17 protein-coding genes are annotated in these 19053 nt (G+C 71.5%); 5 read left to right on the top strand and 12 right to left on the bottom strand.

What is annotated here, in order from left to right:
- The first annotated feature begins 28 nt into the window (after nt 1-28).
- Nucleotides 29-631 carry a cysteine hydrolase family protein gene (locus tag ACFYYT_RS25545; RefSeq protein ID WP_351819313.1) on the top strand — a complete coding sequence of 201 codons (603 nt, stop codon included), beginning with the start codon at nt 29-31 and terminating at the stop codon, nt 629-631.
- A gap of 92 nt (nt 632-723) precedes the next feature.
- Here ACFYYT_RS25545 and ACFYYT_RS25540 read toward each other — a convergent pair whose 3' ends face one another.
- Nucleotides 724-1872: a glycerate kinase gene (locus tag ACFYYT_RS25540; protein ID WP_351819312.1), complete on the bottom strand. Its 1149-nt coding sequence runs from the start codon at nt 1870-1872 to the stop codon at nt 724-726.
- 143 nt (nt 1873-2015) lie between these two features.
- Between ACFYYT_RS25540 and ACFYYT_RS25535 the strand changes: the two genes are divergently transcribed.
- The 3 genes from ACFYYT_RS25535 to ACFYYT_RS25525 all read left to right on the top strand — a co-directional run bounded on the left by ACFYYT_RS25535 (nt 2016) and on the right by ACFYYT_RS25525 (nt 4778).
- Nucleotides 2016-3737, top strand: coding sequence for a BCCT family transporter (locus ACFYYT_RS25535; RefSeq protein ID WP_351819309.1), 1722 nt, complete (start codon nt 2016-2018; stop codon nt 3735-3737).
- 50 nt (nt 3738-3787) lie between these two features.
- Complete coding sequence (locus ACFYYT_RS25530; RefSeq protein WP_351819306.1) at nt 3788-4288, top strand: NUDIX hydrolase; 501 nt, start codon at nt 3788-3790, stop codon at nt 4286-4288.
- Between the two features lie 61 nt (nt 4289-4349).
- A complete protein-coding gene (locus tag ACFYYT_RS25525; RefSeq protein WP_351819303.1) occupies nt 4350-4778 on the top strand; it encodes a hypothetical protein in 429 nt (142 codons plus the stop codon).
- On the opposite strand, the gene ACFYYT_RS25520 is transcribed toward ACFYYT_RS25525, so the two are convergent.
- The 11 genes from ACFYYT_RS25520 to ACFYYT_RS25470 form a co-directional block, all read right to left on the bottom strand.
- The gene (locus ACFYYT_RS25520; RefSeq protein WP_351819300.1) at nt 4721-5287 is read right to left on the bottom strand and encodes a methylated-DNA--[protein]-cysteine S-methyltransferase; all 567 of its coding nucleotides are present in this window, start codon (nt 5285-5287) and stop codon (nt 4721-4723) included. The genes ACFYYT_RS25525 and ACFYYT_RS25520 overlap by 58 nt on opposite strands.
- Entirely contained in the window at nt 5284-6774 is a 1491-nt protein-coding gene (locus tag ACFYYT_RS25515) for an AlkA N-terminal domain-containing protein (RefSeq protein WP_351819297.1), read from the bottom strand. Before ACFYYT_RS25515 ends, ACFYYT_RS25520 begins: the two co-directional genes overlap by 4 nt.
- Before the next feature lie 151 nt (nt 6775-6925).
- Nucleotides 6926-7786 (bottom strand): CDP-diacylglycerol--serine O-phosphatidyltransferase, encoded by an 861-nt coding sequence (gene pssA, locus ACFYYT_RS25510; protein WP_351819294.1) that lies wholly within the window; start codon nt 7784-7786, stop codon nt 6926-6928.
- The gene (locus ACFYYT_RS25505; RefSeq protein ID WP_351819291.1) at nt 7773-8429 is read right to left on the bottom strand and encodes a phosphatidylserine decarboxylase; all 657 of its coding nucleotides are present in this window, start codon (nt 8427-8429) and stop codon (nt 7773-7775) included. The genes pssA and ACFYYT_RS25505 overlap by 14 nt, the downstream gene beginning before the upstream one ends.
- A gap of 186 nt (nt 8430-8615) precedes the next feature.
- Entirely contained in the window at nt 8616-9821 is a 1206-nt protein-coding gene (locus tag ACFYYT_RS25500) for an acyl-CoA dehydrogenase family protein (protein WP_266573015.1), read from the bottom strand.
- A 2-nt stretch (nt 9822-9823) separates the two neighbouring features.
- Nucleotides 9824-10336 (bottom strand): MaoC family dehydratase, encoded by a 513-nt coding sequence (locus ACFYYT_RS25495; RefSeq protein WP_351819287.1) that lies wholly within the window; start codon nt 10334-10336, stop codon nt 9824-9826.
- Nucleotides 10337-10352: 16 nt separating this feature from the next.
- Nucleotides 10353-11327: a CoA ester lyase gene (locus tag ACFYYT_RS25490; RefSeq protein WP_351819284.1), complete on the bottom strand. Its 975-nt coding sequence runs from the start codon at nt 11325-11327 to the stop codon at nt 10353-10355.
- Nucleotides 11324-13393, bottom strand: coding sequence for a protein meaA (locus ACFYYT_RS25485; protein ID WP_351819282.1), 2070 nt, complete (start codon nt 13391-13393; stop codon nt 11324-11326). Before ACFYYT_RS25485 ends, ACFYYT_RS25490 begins: the two co-directional genes overlap by 4 nt.
- Before the next feature lie 22 nt (nt 13394-13415).
- On the bottom strand, nt 13416-14753 hold the full coding sequence (ccrA, locus tag ACFYYT_RS25480; RefSeq protein ID WP_351819280.1) for a crotonyl-CoA carboxylase/reductase: 1338 nt from the start codon (nt 14751-14753) through the stop codon (nt 13416-13418).
- A 462-nt stretch (nt 14754-15215) separates the two neighbouring features.
- On the bottom strand, nt 15216-16043 hold the full coding sequence (locus ACFYYT_RS25475) for a TetR family transcriptional regulator (RefSeq protein WP_351819277.1): 828 nt from the start codon (nt 16041-16043) through the stop codon (nt 15216-15218).
- Between the two features lie 178 nt (nt 16044-16221).
- Nucleotides 16222-18036 carry a 3-hydroxybutyryl-CoA dehydrogenase gene (locus ACFYYT_RS25470; RefSeq protein WP_351819274.1) on the bottom strand — a complete coding sequence of 605 codons (1815 nt, stop codon included), beginning with the start codon at nt 18034-18036 and terminating at the stop codon, nt 16222-16224.
- A 329-nt stretch (nt 18037-18365) separates the two neighbouring features.
- Here ACFYYT_RS25470 and ACFYYT_RS25465 point away from each other — a divergent pair, with 329 nt between their 5' ends.
- Entirely contained in the window at nt 18366-18947 is a 582-nt protein-coding gene (locus ACFYYT_RS25465) for an adenylosuccinate lyase (RefSeq protein ID WP_351819271.1), read from the top strand.
- Nucleotides 18948-19053: the final 106 nt, after the last annotated feature.

The following is a 19053-nucleotide window of genomic DNA, read 5'->3' as shown; positions in this document are numbered from 1 at the left end:
CACCCGGCCCGGCGGCCACGATGGAGCCATGAACGAGAACGCGATCGAGATCGCCCCCGACAGTGCCCTGATCGTCATCGACGTCCAGAAGGGCTTCGACGACGCCTCCTTCTGGGGCCCGCGCAACAACCCGGCCGCCGAGGAGAACATCGCCGCGCTGATGGACGCCTGGCACGCGTCGGGCCGCCCCGTCGTCCTCGTCCGGCACGCCTCCTCGCGCCCCGGCTCCGTCCTCGCCCCGGACCGGCCCGGCCACGCCTTCAAGGAGTTCGTGGAGGAGCGCCGCCACGACGCCCCGGTCATCACCAAGACCGTCAACTCGGCCTTCTACGGGACCCCCGACCTGGCCGGCTGGCTGACCGCCCGCGGCATCGGCCAGCTGGTCGTCGTCGGCATCCAGACCAACATGTGCGTCGAGACGACCGCCCGGATGGCCGGGAACCTCGGCTACGACGTCCTCGTCCCGCTCGACGCCACCCACACCTTCGACCTCGCGGGACCGGCGGGGCTGTCGCTGACCGCCGACGAGCTGGCCACCGCCACCGCCGTCAACCTCCAGGGCGGCGGCTTCGCCCGGGTGGTGACCACGGCCGCACTGCTCGCCGCCCACCGCGCCCCGGCGTCCGCGTAGCGGTCCGGAAACGGGCGAGGCCCGGCGCCCCCGTCGTGGGGGCGCCGGGCCTCGGCCGTACCGGGTCGCCGGCTGCGTGCTCCGCGGGGAACTCAGAGCACGTCGGCGGCGATGTTCTGCGCGACCCGCTCCAGCAGGGGTCCCGCGTTCGGAATGGACTTGGCCGGGTCGGGCTCCAGGTCCGTCAGCGGGTACGCCTTGCGGATGCCGGCGGCCTCCAGGGCCTCCTGGTCCAGCAGCAGGCGGCCGCAGACCGCCACGACCGGCTTGCCCGCCGCCCGCGCGGCGGCCGCCACGCCCGCCGGGGCCTTGCCGTGCAGGGTCTGCTCGTCCAGCGAACCCTCACCCGTGATCACCAGCGTGGCGCGCTCCAGCGCCGGGGCGAAGCCCAGCACCTCCAGCATCAGCTCGATGCCGGGCCGGAAGGTGGCCCCGAGCAGCAGCGCCCCGTAGCCGATGCCGCCCGCGCCGCCCGCGCCCGGCAGGACCGCGCACTCGGCGGCCTTCGGGCCGATCGACTTCTCCAGCACCACCGCGAAGTGCGCCAGCGCCGCGTCGAGCGTCGCCACGTCCTCGGGCGAGGCGCCCTTCTGCGGGCCGTAGATGGCGGGCGCGCCCTTGGGGCCCGTCAGCGGGTTGTCCACATCGCTGGCCAGGACGAACTCCACCTCCGCGAAGCGGGGGTCGATCCCGGTCAGGTCCGCCGAGGCCAGGCCGGCCAGCGCGCCGCCGCCCGGGCCGACGGGTTCGCCGTCCGCGTCCAGGAAGACCGCGCCCAGCGCCGCCAGCATGCCCGCGCCGCCGTCGGTGGTGGCGCTGCCGCCCACGCCGAAGACGATCGATCGCGCGCCCGCGTCCAGCGCGGCCTTGAGCAGCTCGCCGGAGCCGTACGTGGTCGCCGTCAGCGCGGCGAAGGTGCCCGCCGGCAGCAGCTGGAGCCCGGAGGCCTCCGCCATCTCGACCACGGCGGTGCCGTCGCGCAGCGCGAAAGCGGCCGTGACCTGCTCGCCGAGCGGTCCGGTGACCCGTACCTCCCGGCGCTCGAAACCGGCGGCGACGGCGGCCGCGACCGTGCCGTCGCCGCCGTCCGCGACGGGGAGGGTCTCGATCTCCACGCCGGGTACGGCCTTGCGGAGCCCGGCCGTCACCCGCTCCGCGACCTGAACGGCCGTGAGCGAGCCCTTGAATTTGTCCGCGGCGATGAGCACGCGCGCGGTCTCAGTTACTGCTCCGTCCGTCACCTTGCTAATCCCTTGCTATCGAACAGTGCAGTCGCGCCCCCATGAGCCTATCCGGAGGATCCTCCTATGCCCATGGGTGGCCTGGGACACACCCGGCGTGCCATGCCCCTAAAGGGGGATATACGTCTGCATAGTGGGGCCACATGAGCACGGATTCACTGGAACAGGCACCTCCACATCCCCCGGGAGAGGGGCCCGACGGGCAGGTGGACGGCACGCCCGACCACGCCGTCGTCATCATCGGGGTGATCGCCGTGCTGGCCGCCGTCGCCTGGGCGGCCCTGGGCAAGGACTCCTTCGACACCGCTTCCGGCACGGCGCTGGCCTGGGTGCTGAACAACTTCGCCTGGCTGTTCGTGATCGCCGCCGACGTGTTCCTCGTCATGTGCGTGGTCCTCGCCGTCAGCCGCTTCGGCCGGATCCGGCTGGGCGCCGACGACTCCGAACCCGAGTTCACCAACCTCGCGTGGATCGCGATGATGTTCAGCGCGGGCATGGGCATCGGCCTGATGTTCTACGGCGTGGGCGAACCGCTGACCCACTTCCTGAACCCGCCCCCCGCCTCGGGCACCGCCCCGGGCACCGGCGGGGCCGCCCTCGCGGCCATGGAGTACTCGTTCTTCCACTGGACGCTCACCCCCTGGGCCATCTACGGCATCGCCGGGCTCGCCCTCGCCTACGCGACCTTCCGCAAGGGCCGCGGCAACCGCCTCAGCTCCGCCTTCGTCCCGCTGATGGGGCAGGAACGGGCCGACGGCTGGGCCGGCAAGGCCATCGACCTGCTCGCCGTCTTCGCCACCGTCTTCGGCACCGCCACCAGCCTCGGCCTCGGCGCCCTCCAGGTCTCCAAGGGCCTCGACATCACCACCGGCGTCCAGGACTCCACCACCGTCGAGCTGATCATCATCGGCTCGCTGTCCGCCGCCTTCGTGCTCTCCGCCTTCTCCGGCCTGCACAAGGGCGTCAAATGGCTGAGCACCATCAACATCGTCCTCGCCGCCGTCCTGATGCTCTTCGTCTTCGTGCTCGGCCCCACCGTCTACATCCTGGACGTGATCCCCTCCAGCGTCGGCGGCTACCTGCACGAACTGCTGCCCCTGGCCAGCCGTACCGGCGCGTTCACCGACAGCGCCTGGCTCGGCGCCTGGACCATCTTCTACTGGGCGTGGTGGCTCTCCTGGGCCCCCTTCGTCGGCACCTTCATCGCCCGGATCTCCCGCGGCCGCACCATCCGCGAGTTCCTCATCGGCGTCCTGCTGGTGCCCAGCGGCGCCACCGTCGTCTGGTTCTGCGTCATGGGCGGCACCGCCATCCGCCTGGAGTCCACGGGCGCCGCCGACCTCGCCGTCAAGATCAAGGAAGGCACCGAGGCCTCGCTCTTCGCGATGCTCGACGCGCTCCCGCTCGGCACCGTCACCTCCTGGGTGGCGATGGTCCTGGTCATGACGTACTTCGTCACCAGCGCCGACTCCGCCTCCCTGGTCATGGGCTCGCTCACCAGCCGGGGCTCGCTGAACCCGCCGACCTGGCTCGTCGTCACCTGGGGCGTCCTGATGGCCGCCGTGGCCGCGGTCCTGCTCGTCGCGGGCGGCCTGAAGTCCCTCCAGACCGCCACCATCCTGGTCGCGCTGCCCTTCGTCATCGTCATGCTCGTGCTGTGCTGGGCCCTGGTGACGGAACTGCGCGAGGACCCGGGCGCCGGACCCGCCCGCCACCACGCGCTCCACGGGATGCGCGACGCCGTGAAGGCCATGGTCGGCGACGCCATCACCGAACACGGCACGGACCGCCACCCCCGGCTGCGGCGCGTCGCCGAGTCCAGGGGACGCGACCGCGAGGACGGCGGCCACCCCCCGGAGGGGTGATCGCGGGGCCGCCCGGTGCCCCGGCCCGGGCGGCCGGTTAGGGTGGCCGCGTGACCACCACCGATGACTACGCCGACTACATCGCGAGCCTGCCTCGGGTGCTGGCCGGCGCGGCCGCCCTCTTCCGCGACGCGCGGGGCCGTGTCCTGCTGGTCGAGCCCAACTACCGCGAGGGCTGGGCCCTGCCGGGCGGCACCGTCGAGTCCGACCGGGACGAGTCACCGCGCACCGCGGCCCGCCGCGAGAGCGCCGAGGAGATCGGCCTCGACCTCCCCCTCGGCCGGCTCCTCGCCGTCGACTGGAGCCTGGGCGCCGGCCGCCCGCCGCTGGTGGCCTACCTCTACGACGGCGGCGTCCTCGACGCCGCCCAGCTCGACTCGATCGTGCTCCAGGAGGAGGAACTCCTCTCCTGGCGGCTCGTCGAGCCCGCGCGGCTCCCCGAGTACCTCCCCGGCTCGCTCGGCCTGCGCACCCAGGAGGCCTGGCGCGTCCTGGAATCGGGCGAGGGCACCGTGGAACTGGAGAACGGCCGCCGGCCCGACTCCGCGTAGGACCCCGGCAGGGCCGGGGGGTTCAGCACGTCGCCCACTGCGAGCAGGACAGAATCAGCAGATGATCACGATGTACGCCTGGCCCAGCACGGCCGACGGTCCCGACGCCCTCCCCATGGTCCACTTCACCACCGAGCAGCAGTCCGGGGGCGAGGTCACCGAAGAGGGCACCCCGGTCTGGCTGTTCGACACCGCGATACGTGAGGGGGGCTGGTCCCCCTTCGAGGACTTCGAGGGCTGGTCCGCCCCCGCCGAAGGCTGGCAGGCCTTCTACCGCCGCGAGGACGACCTCCTCGCCGTCACCGGCCCCGGCGCCTGCGAAGGCTGGTACCAGGGCCGTCTCGGCGCCGACGGGGACTGGGTGAGCGCCGCAGCCGCCCAGCAGAGCGTGGTCCTGCTCGCCGCGCCCGTCCAGCACCCGTCGCTCTACGCCTACGCGGTGGAAGCCGGAGCCGGCTTCGCGCTCCTGGTCCCCCTCGCCGTGATCTGACCGGCGGGGGACCCGCCCCGACCCTGTTCGCGCTCCAGCTCCAGCAGCCGCACCTTGCGGTCGAGGCCGCCGCCGTAGCCCGTCATCGCGCCCGAGGCGCCGATGACGCGGTGGCACGGCACGATGATGCTGACCGGGTTCTTCCCGTTGGCCAGACCCACCGCCCGCGAGGCGTTCGGATTGCCCAGCTCCGCCGCGAGCCTCCCGTAGGACCAGGTCTCGCCGTACGGGATGCGCTGGAGCTGCGCCCAGACGCCGCGCTGGAAGGGCGTGCCCTCCAGGCGGACCGGGACCGTGAAGTGCGTCAGCTCGCCGCCGAAGTACGCGGTCAGCTCCCGGACGACCTCGGCGAAGGGCTCCTCGCCCGCCGGTACGCGCTCCCCGAAGGTCTCCTCACCCGGCTTGTGCCGGTGCTCGCTCATGTACAGGGCGCTGAGCACCCCGTCGGTGGCCACGAGCGTCAGCGGCCCCAGCGGGCTGTCGACGACGGTGTGGGTCTTGCTGTTCATTGATTCGCTCCTCGGACGGGGAGGTGGTTGATGGCGTGGTCCTCGGTGGCCCACAGGTACTGGACGGCGTACGCCCGCCAGGGCCGCCAGCCGGCCGCGCGGGCGGTCAGGGCGGCCGGCGTGGACGGCAGCCCCAGCCCCCGGGCGGCCCGCCGGACCCCCAGGTCGGACGGCAGGAAGGCATCGGGGTCGCCCAGCGCCCGCATCGCGATGATCCCGGTGGTCCACGGCCCGAAGCCGGGCAGCGCGTCGAGCCGGGCGCGGGCCTCCTCCCAGTCGCTGTCGATGCCCAGCGGCAGGGAACCGTCCGCCAGCGCCGAGACCAGGGTCGTCAGCGTCGTGCGGCGGCTGCGCGGCATCGACAGCGCCGCGGGGTCGAGGGCGGCCAGGGCGGCGGGGCTCGGGAAGAGGTGGGTCAGACCGCCGTGGGGATCCTCCACGGGCTCCCCGTACGCGGTCACCAGACGGGCCGCGTGCGTGCGCGCGGCCGCGGTGGACACCTGCTGCCCCAGCACCGCCCGGACGGCGAACTCCGCCGCGTCGACGGTACGGGGCACCCGGCGCCCGGGGGCCTTGGCCACGAGCGGGGCCAGCAGCGGATCGGTGCGCAGCTGGTCGTCCACGGCCTCCGGGTCGGCGTCCAGGTCGAGCATCCACCGGCAGCGGCTGATGGCGATGGTCAGGTCCCGCAGGTCGGTCAGGGCCAGCCGGCAGCCGATGTGCTCGGGGCCCGGCGTGAGCGAGACCACGCCGGTGCCGTACGGGAGCCGCAGCGTCCGCCGGTAGGCCCCGTCCCGCCACTCCTCGACCCCGGGCACGGCGGTCGCGGCCAGGTGGCCGAAGAGGTTGTCGGGGTTGAGCGGGGCCCGGAAGGGCAGCCGCAGGCTGATCACCCCGGGCACCCGGGGCTCGCGCCGCCCGGCCCTCGCCGCCCGGACGCGCAGCTCGCCGGGGGTCAGCGCGAAGACCTCGCGCACGGTCTCGTTGAAGCTGCGGATGGAGGAGAACCCGGCGGCGAAGGCGACGTCGCCCATCGGCAGCTCGGAGGTCTCGATGAGCAGCCGGGCGGTCTGCGCGCGCTGGGCCCGGGCCAGGGCCAGCGGTCCGGCGCCCAGCTCCGCGCCGAGCTGCCGCTCGACCTGCCGCGCCGAGTACCCGAGGCGGGCGGCCAGCCCCGGCACGCCCTCGCGGTCGACGACCCCGTCCTGGATGAGCCGCATCGCGCGGGCGACGGCGTCGGCGCGCGCGTTCCACTCGGGGGACCCGGGGCTGGTGTCCGGCCGGCACCGCTTGCAGGCCCGGTACCCGGCCTGCTGGCAGGCGGCGGCACTGGGCAGGAAGCTCATGTTCTCGACCTTGGGGGGCACGGCCGGACAGCTGGGGCGGCAGTAGATCCCGGTCGTCCGGACCGCGGTGAAGAACCACCCGTCGAAACGGGCGTCCTTCGACTGCACGGCCCTGACGCAGCGATCGGTGTCGGTGTACATGCGTCCAGCTTCCCGTCCCGACCCACCCCCGGGCTGGCGGTTTTCCGACATCAAGCCTACCGCCGGGCCGGTCCGGCGCCGCTCCCGCGATGCGCGAAGGCCCCGGACGCCAAGGGCGTCCGGGGCCTTCCCGGGTGGCTGGGCGGCAGCGTTACGGCAGCTGCGCCGCCCGCGCCTCCCGCCGGTTGTGGCGGAACGTGTTCGCGCGACGGGTCGTCGCGAACAGCGGGATGGTCGCCGCGAGGGCGATCTGGAGCGCGCAGCCCGTCTGGAGGAGCAGCTGCCCGCCCGGCGCTTCGAACGCCCAGGCCGCCAGCAGTCCCATCGCCCCGACGATCCAGCTGAGCATCGCCGCCGCGAGGACACCCCGCGGCTTGGGGTACTCGACCCGGCTCACCATCAGCCAGGCCACGCCGACGATCGCCAGCAGGGTCGGGATGAACGGCAGCTCCAGCAGGACGATGGAGACGACCGTCAGGGCTCCGAAGGGGCTCGGCATGCCCTGGAACATGCCGTCCTTCATGGTCACGCAGCTGAATCTCGCCAGCCGCAGGACCACGGCCAGCAGCACCACGATCGCCGCCAGCGCCGACATCTTCTGGTGCGCGTCGTCGGCGACCATGCCGTAGACGAGGACGAAGTACGCCGGCGCCAGGCCGAAGCTGATCAGGTCGGACAGGTTGTCCAGCTCCGCGCCCATCGGCGAGCTGCGCAGCTTCCGGGCGACGATGCCGTCGAAGAGGTCGAAGACCGCCGCGAGCAGCATCAGTATCACCGCGGTGGCCGCGCTGTGCCGGGCCATGCCCGACTCGCCGCTGCCGGTGAGGTGCGGGATGAGGATCCCGGTGGTGGTGAAGTACACCGCCATGAATCCGCACGTGGCGTTGCCGAGGGTGAGGGTGTCCGCTATCGACAGCCGCAGCGAGAGCGGCATGTCGTCGTCGGGGGACTCCTCCCCGGCCGATTCGGGCACCCAGCCGGTGGCAGGGGTCTCAGGGTCAGTCACGGTCAATTCGGGTCACCCCCGCGGTGGTGGCCTGACCGACCTCGACCGCGACCTCGACGCCCTCGGGGAGGTAGATGTCGACGCGCGAGCCGAAACGGATCAGACCGATGCGTTCGCCCTGCTCCACCTTGGTGCCGGCCGGCAGGTACGGGACGATGCGACGCGCGACGGCGCCGGCGATCTGCACCATCTCGATGTCGCCGAGCTCGGTGTCGAAGTGCCAGACGACGCGCTCGTTGTTCTCGCTCTCCTTGTTGAACGCCGGGACGAACCCGCCGGGGATGTGCTCCACGGACGTCACCGTGCCCGCCAGGGGCGCGCGGTTGACGTGGACGTTCAGCGGGCTCATGAAGATCGCGACGCGGGTACGTCCGTCCTTCCACGGCATGATGCTCTGCACCACACCGTCGGCGGGCGAGATGACGCGGCCCTGGGTGATCTCACGCTCGGGGTCGCGGAAGAACCACAGCATGCCCGCCGCGAGCGCGGTGGCGGGCATGGCCGCGGCGGCCCAGCGTCCGGACTTGCGGGCCCGGGTGAGGCTGAGCGCCGCGGTGGCGACGGTCGGCAGGAGCCACGGCGATGCTCCGCGTGCGAGACGTCCACCGAGGATGCCGACGCGAGGTGCAGAGGTTTGGCTGTGGGGCATGGATGACCTTCGTAGCGGGTGATTGCCGCGCCGTAAACGGGGGGACGGGACGGCGGCTTTACTGGAATGCTATCGGTTGCGCGCAACAACTGGGCAAGCCAGAAGCCGAGTCGATGGCCCGTAACCCGTGACTGGCAGTGACCCCGCGGCGGAAAACCATTGGATGATTCGCCGCAAAAGGGACTTTTAGCCCTGGACCCGGTACTCCTCGAGCAGGCGTCGCCCAATGATCATTTTCTGGATCTCGGCGGTACCTTCACCGATCAGCAGCATCGGCGCCTCCCGGTAGAGCCGCTCGATCTCGTACTCCTTCGAGAAGCCGTAGCCACCGTGGATACGGAACGCGTCCTCGACGACCTCCTTGCAGTATTCGGATGCGAGGTACTTCGCCATCCCCGCTTCGAGGTCGTTTCGTTCCCCGGAGTCCTTTTTGCGTGCTGCGTTGACCATCATCGCATGGGCGGCTTCGACCTTGGTAGCCATCTCGGCCAGCTTGAACTGGATGGCCTGGTGTTCGGCGATGGCCTTGCCGAAAGTGTGACGTTGCTGGGCATAAGAGACACCCAGCTCGAACGCACGCTGAGCGACGCCGCAGCCACGCGCCGCCACGTTCACCCGGCCGACCTCGACCCCGTCCATCATTTGGTAAAACCCTCGGCCCGTCTGGCCGCCGAGGACGCGATTGGCCGGAATGCGCAGTCCGTCCATGATGAGCTCGGTCGTGTCGACGCCCTTGTAGCCCATCTTGTCGATCTTGCCCGGGATCGTCAGGCCCGGACGGACCTCTCCGAAGCCGGGTTCCTTCTCCACGAGGAAGGTGGTCATCGACTTGTGGGGCGCCGTGCCCTCGGGGTGTCCTTCGTCACTTCGGACCAGCACGGCCACCAGGGTGGACGTGCCGCCGTTCGTGAGCCACATCTTCTGGCCGTTCAGGACGTACTCGTCCCCGTCCTTCACCGCCTTGGACGTGATGGCCGACACGTCCGAGCCCAGCCCCGGCTCGGACATCGAGAACGCGCCCCGGACCTCGCCCAGCGCCATCCGCGGCAGGAAGTGGTCCTTCTGCTCCTGCGTGCCGTGCTGCTTGAGCATGTACGCCACGATGAAGTGCGTGTTGATGATGCCCGAGACGGACATCCAGCCCCGCGCTATCTCCTCGACGCACAGCGCGTAGGTGAGCAGCGACTCACCCAGGCCGCCGTACTCCTCGGGGATCATCAGGCCGAAGAGGCCGAGCTCCTTGAGGCCGTCGACGATCTGCTGCGGGTACTCGTCGCGGTGCTCCAGCTCGGTCGCGACCGGGATGATCTCCTTGTCCACGAACTCGCGGACGGTCTTCAGGATCTCCCGCTGGACGTCCGTGAGCCCGGCGGTCTGGGCGAGTCGGGCCATGGCTACTTCCCCTGTTCCTTCAGCTGCGGGCGGCCGGGCTGCTCGCCGCCGCGCTCCTTGATGTACGTCTGCGTCGGGACCATCACCTTGCGCCGGAAGACGCAGACGAGGGTGCCGTCCTGCTTGTAGCCCTTGGTCTCCACGTAGACGATCCCGCGGTCGTCCTTCGACTTCGACGGGGTCTTGTCGAGGACCGTGGTCTCGCCGTAGAGGGTGTCGCCGTGGAAGGTCGGCGCCACGTGCCGCAGGGACTCGATCTCCAGGTTGGCGATGGCCTTCCCCGAGACGTCCGGGACGGACATGCCCAGGAGCAGCGAGTAGATGTAGTTGCCCACCACGACGTTCTTGCCGAAGTCGGTGGTGTTCTCCGCGTAGTTGCTGTCCATGTGGAGCGGGTGGTGGTTCATGGTCAGCAGACAGAAGAGGTGGTCGTCGTACTCGGTGACCGTCTTCCCGGGCCAGTGCTTGTAGACGGCCCCGACCTCGAACTCTTCGTACGTGCGTCCGAACTGCATGGTGCTCGGGGCCCTTCTAGTTGGCGGGGATCTCGAACTTGCTGGTGCGCTGCATGCCGGCGGCCCGGCCCTTGCCCGCGATGACCAGGGCCATCTTGCGGCTGGCCTCGTCGATCATCTCGTCGCCGAGCATCGCCGAGCCCTTCTTGCCGCCCGCCTCGGAGGTGCACCAGTCGTAGGCGTCGAGGATCAGCTCGGAGTGGTCGTAGTCCTCCTGCGAGGGGGAGAAGACCTCGTTCGCGGCGTCGACCTGGCCGGGGTGCAGGACCCACTTGCCGTCGAAGCCGAGGGCGGCGGCGCGGCCGGCGACCTCGCGGTAGCCGTCGACGTTCTTGATCTGGAGGAAGGGGCCGTCGATCGCCTGGAGGTTGTGCGTGCGCGCGGCCATCAGGATGCGCATCAGGATGTAGTGGTACGCGTCCGCGCCGTAGCCGGGCGGCTGCATGCCCACGACCAGGGACTTCATGTTGATGGAGGCCATGAAGTCGGCCGGCCCGAAGATGATGGTCTCCAGCCGGGGCGAGGCGGCGGCGATCTCGTCGACGTTCACCAGGCCCTTGGCGTTCTCGATCTGCGCCTCGATGCCGATCTTGCCGACCTCGAAGCCCATGGTCTTCTCGATCTGGGTCAGCAGCAGGTCCAGGGCCACGACCTGCTGGGCGTCCTGGACCTTCGGCAGCATGATGCAGTCGAGGTTCTGGCCCGCGCCCTCGACGACCGTGATGACGTCGCGGTACGTCCAGTGGGTCGTCCAGTCGTTGACGCGGACCACTCGGGTCTTGCCCGTCCAGTCGCCGTTGTTCAGCGCGTCCACGATCGTGTGGCGGGCGCCTTCCTTGGCGAGCGGGGCGCAGGCGTCCTCCAGGTCGAGGAAGACCTGGTCGGCCGGCAGCCCCTGGGCCTTCTCCAGGAACCGGGGGTTGGAACCCGGCACCGCGAGGCAGGAGCGGCGCGGGCGCAGCCGGTTGACCGGGGAAGAGGGCGTGGTCATGCGGGGACCTCCGTGCTTTCCGGGATTGCGAGTGGTTCGAGCTTGTTGGCCTTGCGGATCTCATCGACGATACGTCCGATGATCTCCGTGATGCCGAAGTCCTTGGGGGTGAAGACGGCGGCCACGCCGGCCGCCTTCAGCGTCACGGCGTCGGCGTTCGGAATGATGCCCCCGACGATGACCGGGATGTCACCCGCCCCCGCGGTGCGCAGGCGTTCCAGCACGTCCGGGACGAGTGCGCTGTGCGAACCGGACAGGATGGACAGTCCCACGCAGTGCACGTCCTCGGCCAGCGCGGCCGAGGAGATCTCCTCGGGCGTCAGCCGGATGCCCTGGTAGACCACCTCGAAGCCGGCGTCGCGGGCGCGGACGGCTATCTGCTCGGCGCCGTTGGAGTGGCCGTCCAGACCCGGCTTGCCGACCAGCAGGCGCAGCCGGCCCGAGCCGAGCTCGTCGGCCGTACGGGAGACCTTGGCGCGGACGAGGGCCATGGGGGTGCCCTCCTCGGCGGTGACCGCGACGGGGGCCGAGGAGACCCCGGTCGGGGCGCGGAACTCGCCGAACACCTCCCGCAGCGCGTTCGACCACTCGCCGGTGGTGACACCGGCCCTGGCGCACTCCAGGGTGGCCTCCATCAGGTTCTCGGTGCCCGCGGCGGCGTCCTTGAGCCGGTCCAGGGCCTGCCCGACGGTCGGGAAGACGAACGGGTCGCCGCCCCCCTGCCGGTCCGAGGACTCCTGACGCTCGGCGCGCCACCGCCCGATCCGCTCCACGGTCAGCGCCTCGACGGCCGCGTCGACCGTCATGATGGCGCCGTCCAGGTCGGCGGTGAGCGGGTTCTCCTCGGTCTGCTGGAAGCAGTTCACCCCGACGATCTTGTCCTCGCCGGCCTCGATCCGGGCGCGCCGCTCGGCGTGCGAGGAGACCAGCTGGGACTTCAGGTAGCCGGACTCGACGGCGGCCATCGCGCCGCCCATCTCCTGGATCCGGCCGATCTCCGCCATGCACTCCTGGACCAGGGACTCGACCTTGGCCTCGATGACGTGCGAGCCCGCGAAGATGTCCTCGTACTCCAGCAGGTCGCTCTCGTGCGCCAGGACCTGCTGGATGCGCAGCGACCACTGCTGGTCCCACGGCCGGGGCAGGCCCAGGGCCTCGTTCCAGGCGGGCAGCTGCACCGCGCGGGCGCGGGCGTCCTTGGAGAGGGTGACGGCCAGCATCTCCAGCACGATCCGCTGGACGTTGTTCTCCGGCTGCGCCTCGGTCAGGCCCAGGGAGTTGACCTGGACGCCGTAGCGGAAGCGGCGCTGCTTGTCGTTCTCGATGCCGTAGCGCTCGCGGGTGACCCGGTCCCAGATGCGGCCGAAGGCGCGCATCTTGCACATCTCCTCGACGAAGCGGACGCCCGCGTTCACGAAGAAGGAGATGCGGGCGACGACCTCGCCGAAGCGCTCCTCGGGCACCTGGCCCGAGTCGCGCACCGAGTCCAGGACGGCGATCGCGGTGGACATCGCGTACGAGATCTCCTGGACCGGGGTGGCCCCGGCCTCCTGGAGGTGGTACGAGCAGATGTTGATCGGGTTCCACTTGGGCATGTGGCTGACCGTGTACGCGATCATGTCCGTCGTCAGGCGGAGCGAGGGCCCGGGCGGGAAGACGTGCGTCCCGCGCGAGAGGTACTCCTTGACGATGTCGTTCTGCGTGGTGCCCTGGAGTTGGGAGACGTCCGCCCCCTGCTCCTCGGCGGCCACCTGGTAGAGCGCCAGCAGCCACATGGCGGTGGCGTTGATCGTCATCGAGGTGTTCATCTGTTCCAGGGGGATGTCCTGGAACAGCCTCCGCATGTCACCCAGGTGGGAGACCGGCACCCCGACCCGGCCGACCTCGCCGCGGGCGAGGATGTGGTCGGGGTCGTAGCCCGTCTGCGTCGGGAGGTCGAAGGCGACGGACAGGCCGGTCTGGCCCTTGGCGAGGTTGCGGCGGTACAGCTCGTTGGACGCCTCGGCCGTGGAGTGGCCGGCGTACGTCCGCATGAGCCACGGCCTGTCCTTCTGGCGCTCTGTCATCTCAGGCGATCCTCTGCGGACTTCAGATGTTGCGGAACCGGTTGATGGCGTCGAGGTGCGTCGCGCGCATCTCGTGGTCGCGGACGCCCAGGCCCTCCTCGGGGGCGAGCGCGAGGACGCCGACCTTGCCCTGGTGGAGGTTGCGGTGGACGTCGTAGGCGGCCTGGCCGGTCTCCTCCAGGGAGTAGACCTTCGAGAGGGTGGGGTGGATCTTGCCCTTCGAGATCAGGCGGTTGGCCTCCCACGCCTCGCGGTAGTTCGCGAAGTGCGAGCCGATGATGCGCTTGAGCGACATCCACAGGTAGCGGTTGTCGTACTCGTGCATGTAGCCCGAGGTCGAGGCGCAGGTGGTGATGGTGCCGCCCTTGCGGGTGACGTAGACCGAGGCGCCGAAGGTCTCGCGGCCGGGGTGCTCGAAGACGATGTCGATGTCCTCGCCGCCGGTCAGCTCGCGGATGCGCTTGCCGAAGCGCTTCCACTCCTTGGGGTCCTGGGTGTGCTCGTCCTTCCAGAACTTGTAGCCCTCGGCGTTGCGGTCGATGACCGCGGTCGCGCCCATGGCCCGGCAGATGTCGGCCTTCTCGGGGCTGGAGACGACGCAGATGGGGTTGGCGCCGCCGGCCAGGGCGAACTGGGTGGCGTAGGAGCCGAGGCCGCCGCTGGCGCCCCAGATCAGGACGTTGTCGCCCTGCTTCATGCCGGCGCCGTTGCGGGAGACCAGCTGGCGGTAGGCGGTGGAGTTGACCAGGCCGGGGGAGGCGGCCTCCTCCCAGCTGAGGTGGTCCGGCTTCGGCATCAGCTGGTTGGACTTGACGAGCGCGATCTCCGCCAGTCCGCCGAAGTTGGTCTCGAAGCCCCAGATGCGCTGCTCGGGGTCGAGCATCGTGTCGTTGTGGCCGTCGGAGGACTCCAGCTCGACCGAGAGGCAGTGCGCGACGACCTCGTCGCCCGGCTTCCAGGCGTTGACGCCCGGGCCGGTGCGCAGCACGACGCCCGCGAGGTCGGAGCCGATGACGTGGTACGGGAGGTCGTGGCGCTTGGTGAGGTCGCTGAGCTTGCCGTAGCGCTCCAGGAAGCTGAAAGTCGACACCGGCTCGAAGATCGACGTCCACACCGAGTTGTAGTTGACCGAGGAGGCCATGACGGCCACCAGGGCCTCGCCCGGGCCGAGTTCGGGGACCGGGACCTGGTCGAGGTGCAGGGACTTGCGCGGGTCCTTCTCGCGGGTGCTGAGCCCGGCGAACATCTCCGTCTCGTCCTTGTGCACGGTGATCGCGCGGTACGAGTCGGGGAGCGGCAGGGCGGCGAAGTCGTCGGCGGTGGCCGCCTGCGACTGGATCGCGTCCAGGATGTCCTTCACGGTATTGCCTCCGGCGATGCGCTGTGAGGGTGCGCTGAGGGATACGCGTCTGCGTGCGTGGGCTGATGTGGGGTGCTGCGGTGCCGTCGGTCCGGCGGGGCTGTGGCGCTGTGCTGCTGTGGTGCTGCGGCGCACCCGTGGTGGGGTGCGGGGGCCTGGTGACGCAGGCATCCGGGGCGCGTTCCGTGCCGGGTGGGCGTGGGCCGCGGGGACATCCGGACGAGATTCAACGTATGGCACCCCGTGTCACTCGACAAGGCACCCCGTGCCAAAAGTTTCTCTCATTTGCCTATTGACCTGCGCAGATGAGCGATGATCGATCAGAGTTACCGGCGAGTAGGGGCAACCCGGACAAACGAAACGGCCGCCCCCGGAACGGGAGCGGCCGCTGTGACGAGCGCGACTGCCGCGGCGGGCGCGGCGTCGCTACTGCTCGATCCTCAGTGCTTCGTCAGTGCTTCGTCAGTGCTTCTTCAGGGCCTCTTCGATGGTGCGCATGACCTCGTCCAGCGGGGCGTCGGTCCGCGCCACGGCGACCAGCACCTCGCCCTCGGTCCGCACGGCCGCCCGCGGCGGCTGCGCCGGCGCCGCGGCGCCGGCGCCCTGCGTACGCCCCGCCCCGATCCCGGAGCCGAAGGTCTGGCGGACGATCGAGAAGGCGTGGTCCAGCTGCGCCTCCACGTCCCCCTGGCCGCCCGCCCGCAGCCAGCGCCGCAGCACGTGGTTGTGGGCCGTCACCACCGCGGAGGCGGCCACCTCGGCCAGCAGCGGGTCGTCGTTGCCGTCGTGGTGGTCCTGCTCGTCGAAGTGGGCCAGCAGATAGCGCGTGAACAGCCGCTCGTAGCGGGCCACCGAGGCGATCTCCCGCTCCCGCAGCGCCGGCACCTCGCGGGTCAGCCGGTAGCGCTCCACCGACACCGCCGGGGAGGCGGCGTACATCTTCATGACTTCCTTGATCCCCCGGCACACCGTGTCCAGCGGGTGCTCGTGCGCCGGTGCCACGTCCAGGACCGCCTCGGCGCGGGTCAGGGTGTCGTCGTGGTCCGGGAAGATCGCCTCTTCCTTGGAGCGGAAGTGACGGAAGAAGGTCCGGCGCGCCACTCCGGCGGTCGCCGCGATCTCGTCGACCGTCGTCGCCTCGTACCCCTTGGTCGCGAAGAGCTCCATGGCCGCCGCGGCCAGCTCCCGGCGCATCTTGAGCCGCTGGGCGGCCGCCCGCGTGCCGGCCGCGCTCTCCGGGGCATCGGTGGCGGACGAGGCGCGGGGCGAGGTCTTGGCGGGCTGGGACATAGAGCGAAAGTACTTCATTCGCGCAGGGGAGCGCGCCTGCGGGGGGTCGCGGGGGGTCGGATGCGGGGGAGGGCCCGCACTGGGCCCGGGAGGGTTCGTCCGCCGTGAGGGTCCGGCGGACCCGAGCAGCCCTCCCCACGCATCCTGCTCGTGGACCGCGGGATCGGGGGGAGTCCCCTTACCGGCGGGCGTACTCACGGAATCCGCGGCCGGTCTTCCGGCCCAGGCAGCCCGCCGCCACCAGGTGCTCCAGCAGCGGGGACGGAGCCAGGCCCGGATCGCGGAACTCGCGGTGGAGGACCTTCTCGATGGCGAGGGACACGTCCAGGCCGACGACGTCCAGGAGCTCGAAGGGCCCCATCGGGTACCCGCCGCCCAGCTTCATCGCGGCGTCGATGTCGTCGAGCGTCGCGTAGTGCTGCTCCACCATCTTGATGGCGTTGTTCAGGTACGGGAACAGCAGCGCGTTCACGATGAACCCGGCCCGGTCCCCGCAGTCCACCGGGTGCTTGCGGACCTTCGCGCAGACCTCGCGGACGGTGGCGTGCACGTCGTCCGCCGTCAGGACGGTCCGGACCACCTCGACCAGCTTCATGGCGGGCGCCGGGTTGAAGAAGTGCATGCCGATCACGTCCTCGGGACGGGCCGTGGCCCGCGCGACGGCGATCACCGGCAGCGAGGAGGTGGTGGTGGCCAGCACCGCGCCCGGCTTGCAGACCTTGTCCAGCCCCGCGAACAGCTCCTGCTTGACGGCCAGGTCCTCGGCGACGGCCTCCACGGCCAGGTCCACCTCGGCGAAGGCCTCCAGCGAACCGGCCGGGGTGATCCGGCCGAGGGTCAGCGCGGCGGCCTCCTCGGTCAGGCGGCCCTTGGACACCGCACGGCCCAAGGACTTCCCGATCGCGGCCTTCGCGGCCTCGGCCTTCTCCTGGCTGCGGGCGGCCAGCACCACCGCGTAGCCGGCCTGCGCGAAGACCTGGGCGATACCGCTCGCCATGGTCCCCGAACCGGCCACGCCGACCGAGGAGACCGGGCGGCCCGAGCCCAGCAGGGAACCGTCCAGCGGGGTCTGCAGGTCGCGGACGACCACGGAGCTGCCCGGCGCCTCGTACGTGTAGAAGCCGCGGCCCGACTTCTGCCCGGTCAGCCCGGCCTCCGCGAGGTGGCCGAGGATCGGCGCGGGGGCGTGCAGCCGGTCGCCGGAGGAGGCGTACATGGCCTCCAGCACCGTGCGCGCGGTGTCCACGCCGATCAGGTCCAGCAGCGCGAGCGGGCCCATCGGCAGGCCGCAGCCCAGCCGCATCGCCGCGTCGATGTCCTCGCGGGAGGCGTACTTGGCCTCGTACATCGCGGCGGCCTGGTTGAGGTATCCGAAGAGCAGGCCGTCGGCGACGAAGCCCGGCCGGTCGCCGACCGCGACGGGCTGCTTGCCCAGCTCGTGGGCCAGCGCGGTGACCGCCTCGACGGCCGGCGGGGCGGTGAGCACGCAGGAGACGATCTCGACGAGCTTCATCGCCGGGGCCGGGTTGAAGAAGTGCAGGCCCAGCACCCGCTCGGGGTGCAGCGATTCGGCGGCGAGGCGGGTCACGGACAGGGCGTTGGTGCCGGTGGCCAGGACGGTGTCGGGGCGCACGATCGCGTCGAGCTCGTCGAAGAGGCGGTGCTTGAGGTCGTAGTCCTCCGGGACCACCTCGATGACGAGGTCCGCGTCGGCGGCGGCACCGAGCTCGGTGAAGGTGCGGAAGCGGGACAGGGCGGCCTCGCGCTCCTGCTCGGTGAGCCGGCCCCGGGCGACGGAGCGGGCCGTGGCGGTGGCCAGGGCCGCGGTCGCCCGGCGGGCGGCGGCCTCGCTGACGTCGATGCCGATGACCTCGCGGCCGGCCCGGGCGAGGACCTCGGCGATGCCGGAGCCCATCGTGCCGAGGCCGACGACGGCGATGGTGCGGAGACTGCTGGACGGGGCGGACTGACCGGACGTGGACGGAAGGTCCATCGCGGGACTCCAGTGGAAGAGGGTGACGGCTGGGGCACGGCGCGCGCGGTGCACGGGGCGCGGCCGGAAGCGGCATGCGGTTCGAGCGCATGGCATGCCCGGAGAGGCGCGGAGAACGGCGGACCCTGTCCCGGGGCCACACCGTGGGAGAGGCAGCGCGAGCTGCCGCGGTACCTGGGGTACCGGACCGAACGGCACGGGGCGGCTGCGTCACCAGGCCGGTCCCGTACGTGTAAAGGCAGACTAACTCCTCGGTAACTGCTTGGCCAGAGCAGGGGAGATGTGACGTACGCCGCCCCCGCGTCCCGCGCACGGCCTAGGGTGGGCCCGTGAACGACGTGCTGGAGCGGCTACGGGCCGAGGCTGACGGAACGCCGGAGTACGCGGACCTGTACCCGGACCTGCTGGTGGCGGGCCCCGACGCCCTCGCCGCGTCGCTGACCTCGGCCGGCCGGCCCCTGTGGGCCCGCGAACTGGCCGCGTACCGGCTCGGGATGGCGGGGGACCGGCGCGCCTTCGAGCCGCTGGTGCTGCTGCTCAACCACCGGGACCCGCGCCGCTGCGAGGCCGCCGCGCAGGCCCTGGCCGTCCTCGGGGACCCGCGCACCGCCCGCGCGGCGGCGGCCCTGGCGACGAACGGCCTGCGCACCGCCTACGCCCTGCACCCGGTGCGGCTGCTGACCGCGCTGCGGGCCCCCGAGTCGGCCCCCGCCCTGATCGCCACCCTGTCCCGGCTGCTCGCGCCGCACGACCCGTACTGGCGGGTGGCCCTCGCCTGCGTCGAGGGGCTCGGGGCGCTGGCCGACCCGAGCGCCCGCGACGTCCTGGTCCGGGCGCAGTCCCACCCCCGGCTGGCGGTGGCCGCGACCGACGCCCTGGGCCGGCTGCTGGCGGGGCACCCGGACGCGTAGGCCGCCCCGACCGGTCCCGCTCAGCCCTCCGTCGCGGGGACGACGACGAAGGCCTCGACCTCCAGGCGACGTGGGAGTAGCCGCGGCCGGGCGCGACGCCCTCGGG

The sequence above is a fragment of the Streptomyces sp. NPDC002032 genome (assembly GCF_042890765.1).
In the GTDB taxonomy this organism is placed as follows: Bacteria; Actinomycetota; Actinomycetes; order Streptomycetales; family Streptomycetaceae; genus Streptomyces.
The sequence above is the reverse complement of the archived record's forward strand: the minus strand, read 5'-3'. Positions and strand labels throughout refer to the sequence as shown.

Bases quoted from the DNA above. Each gene is read 5' to 3' on its own strand.
- ACFYYT_RS25545 (WP_351819313.1), top strand. From the start codon at position 29: ATGAACGAGAACGCGATCGAGATCGCCCCCGACAGTGCCCTGATCGTC.
- ACFYYT_RS25535 (WP_351819309.1), top strand. From the start codon at position 2,016: ATGAGCACGGATTCACTGGAACAGGCACCTCCACATCCCCCGGGAGAG.
- ACFYYT_RS25525 (WP_351819303.1), top strand. From the start codon at position 4,350: ATGATCACGATGTACGCCTGGCCCAGCACGGCCGACGGTCCCGACGCC.
- ACFYYT_RS25520 (WP_351819300.1), bottom strand. From the start codon at position 5,287: ATGAACAGCAAGACCCACACCGTCGTCGACAGCCCGCTGGGGCCGCTG.
- ACFYYT_RS25515 (WP_351819297.1), bottom strand. From the start codon at position 6,774: ATGTACACCGACACCGATCGCTGCGTCAGGGCCGTGCAGTCGAAGGAC.
- ACFYYT_RS25505 (WP_351819291.1), bottom strand. From the start codon at position 8,429: ATGCCCCACAGCCAAACCTCTGCACCTCGCGTCGGCATCCTCGGTGGA.
- ACFYYT_RS25500 (WP_266573015.1), bottom strand. From the start codon at position 9,821: ATGGCCCGACTCGCCCAGACCGCCGGGCTCACGGACGTCCAGCGGGAG.
- ACFYYT_RS25495 (WP_351819287.1), bottom strand. From the start codon at position 10,336: ATGCAGTTCGGACGCACGTACGAAGAGTTCGAGGTCGGGGCCGTCTAC.
- ACFYYT_RS25490 (WP_351819284.1), bottom strand. From the start codon at position 11,327: ATGACCACGCCCTCTTCCCCGGTCAACCGGCTGCGCCCGCGCCGCTCC.
- ACFYYT_RS25485 (WP_351819282.1), bottom strand. From the start codon at position 13,393: ATGACAGAGCGCCAGAAGGACAGGCCGTGGCTCATGCGGACGTACGCC.
- ACFYYT_RS25475 (WP_351819277.1), bottom strand. From the start codon at position 16,043: ATGTCCCAGCCCGCCAAGACCTCGCCCCGCGCCTCGTCCGCCACCGAT.
- ACFYYT_RS25470 (WP_351819274.1), bottom strand. From the start codon at position 18,036: ATGGACCTTCCGTCCACGTCCGGTCAGTCCGCCCCGTCCAGCAGTCTC.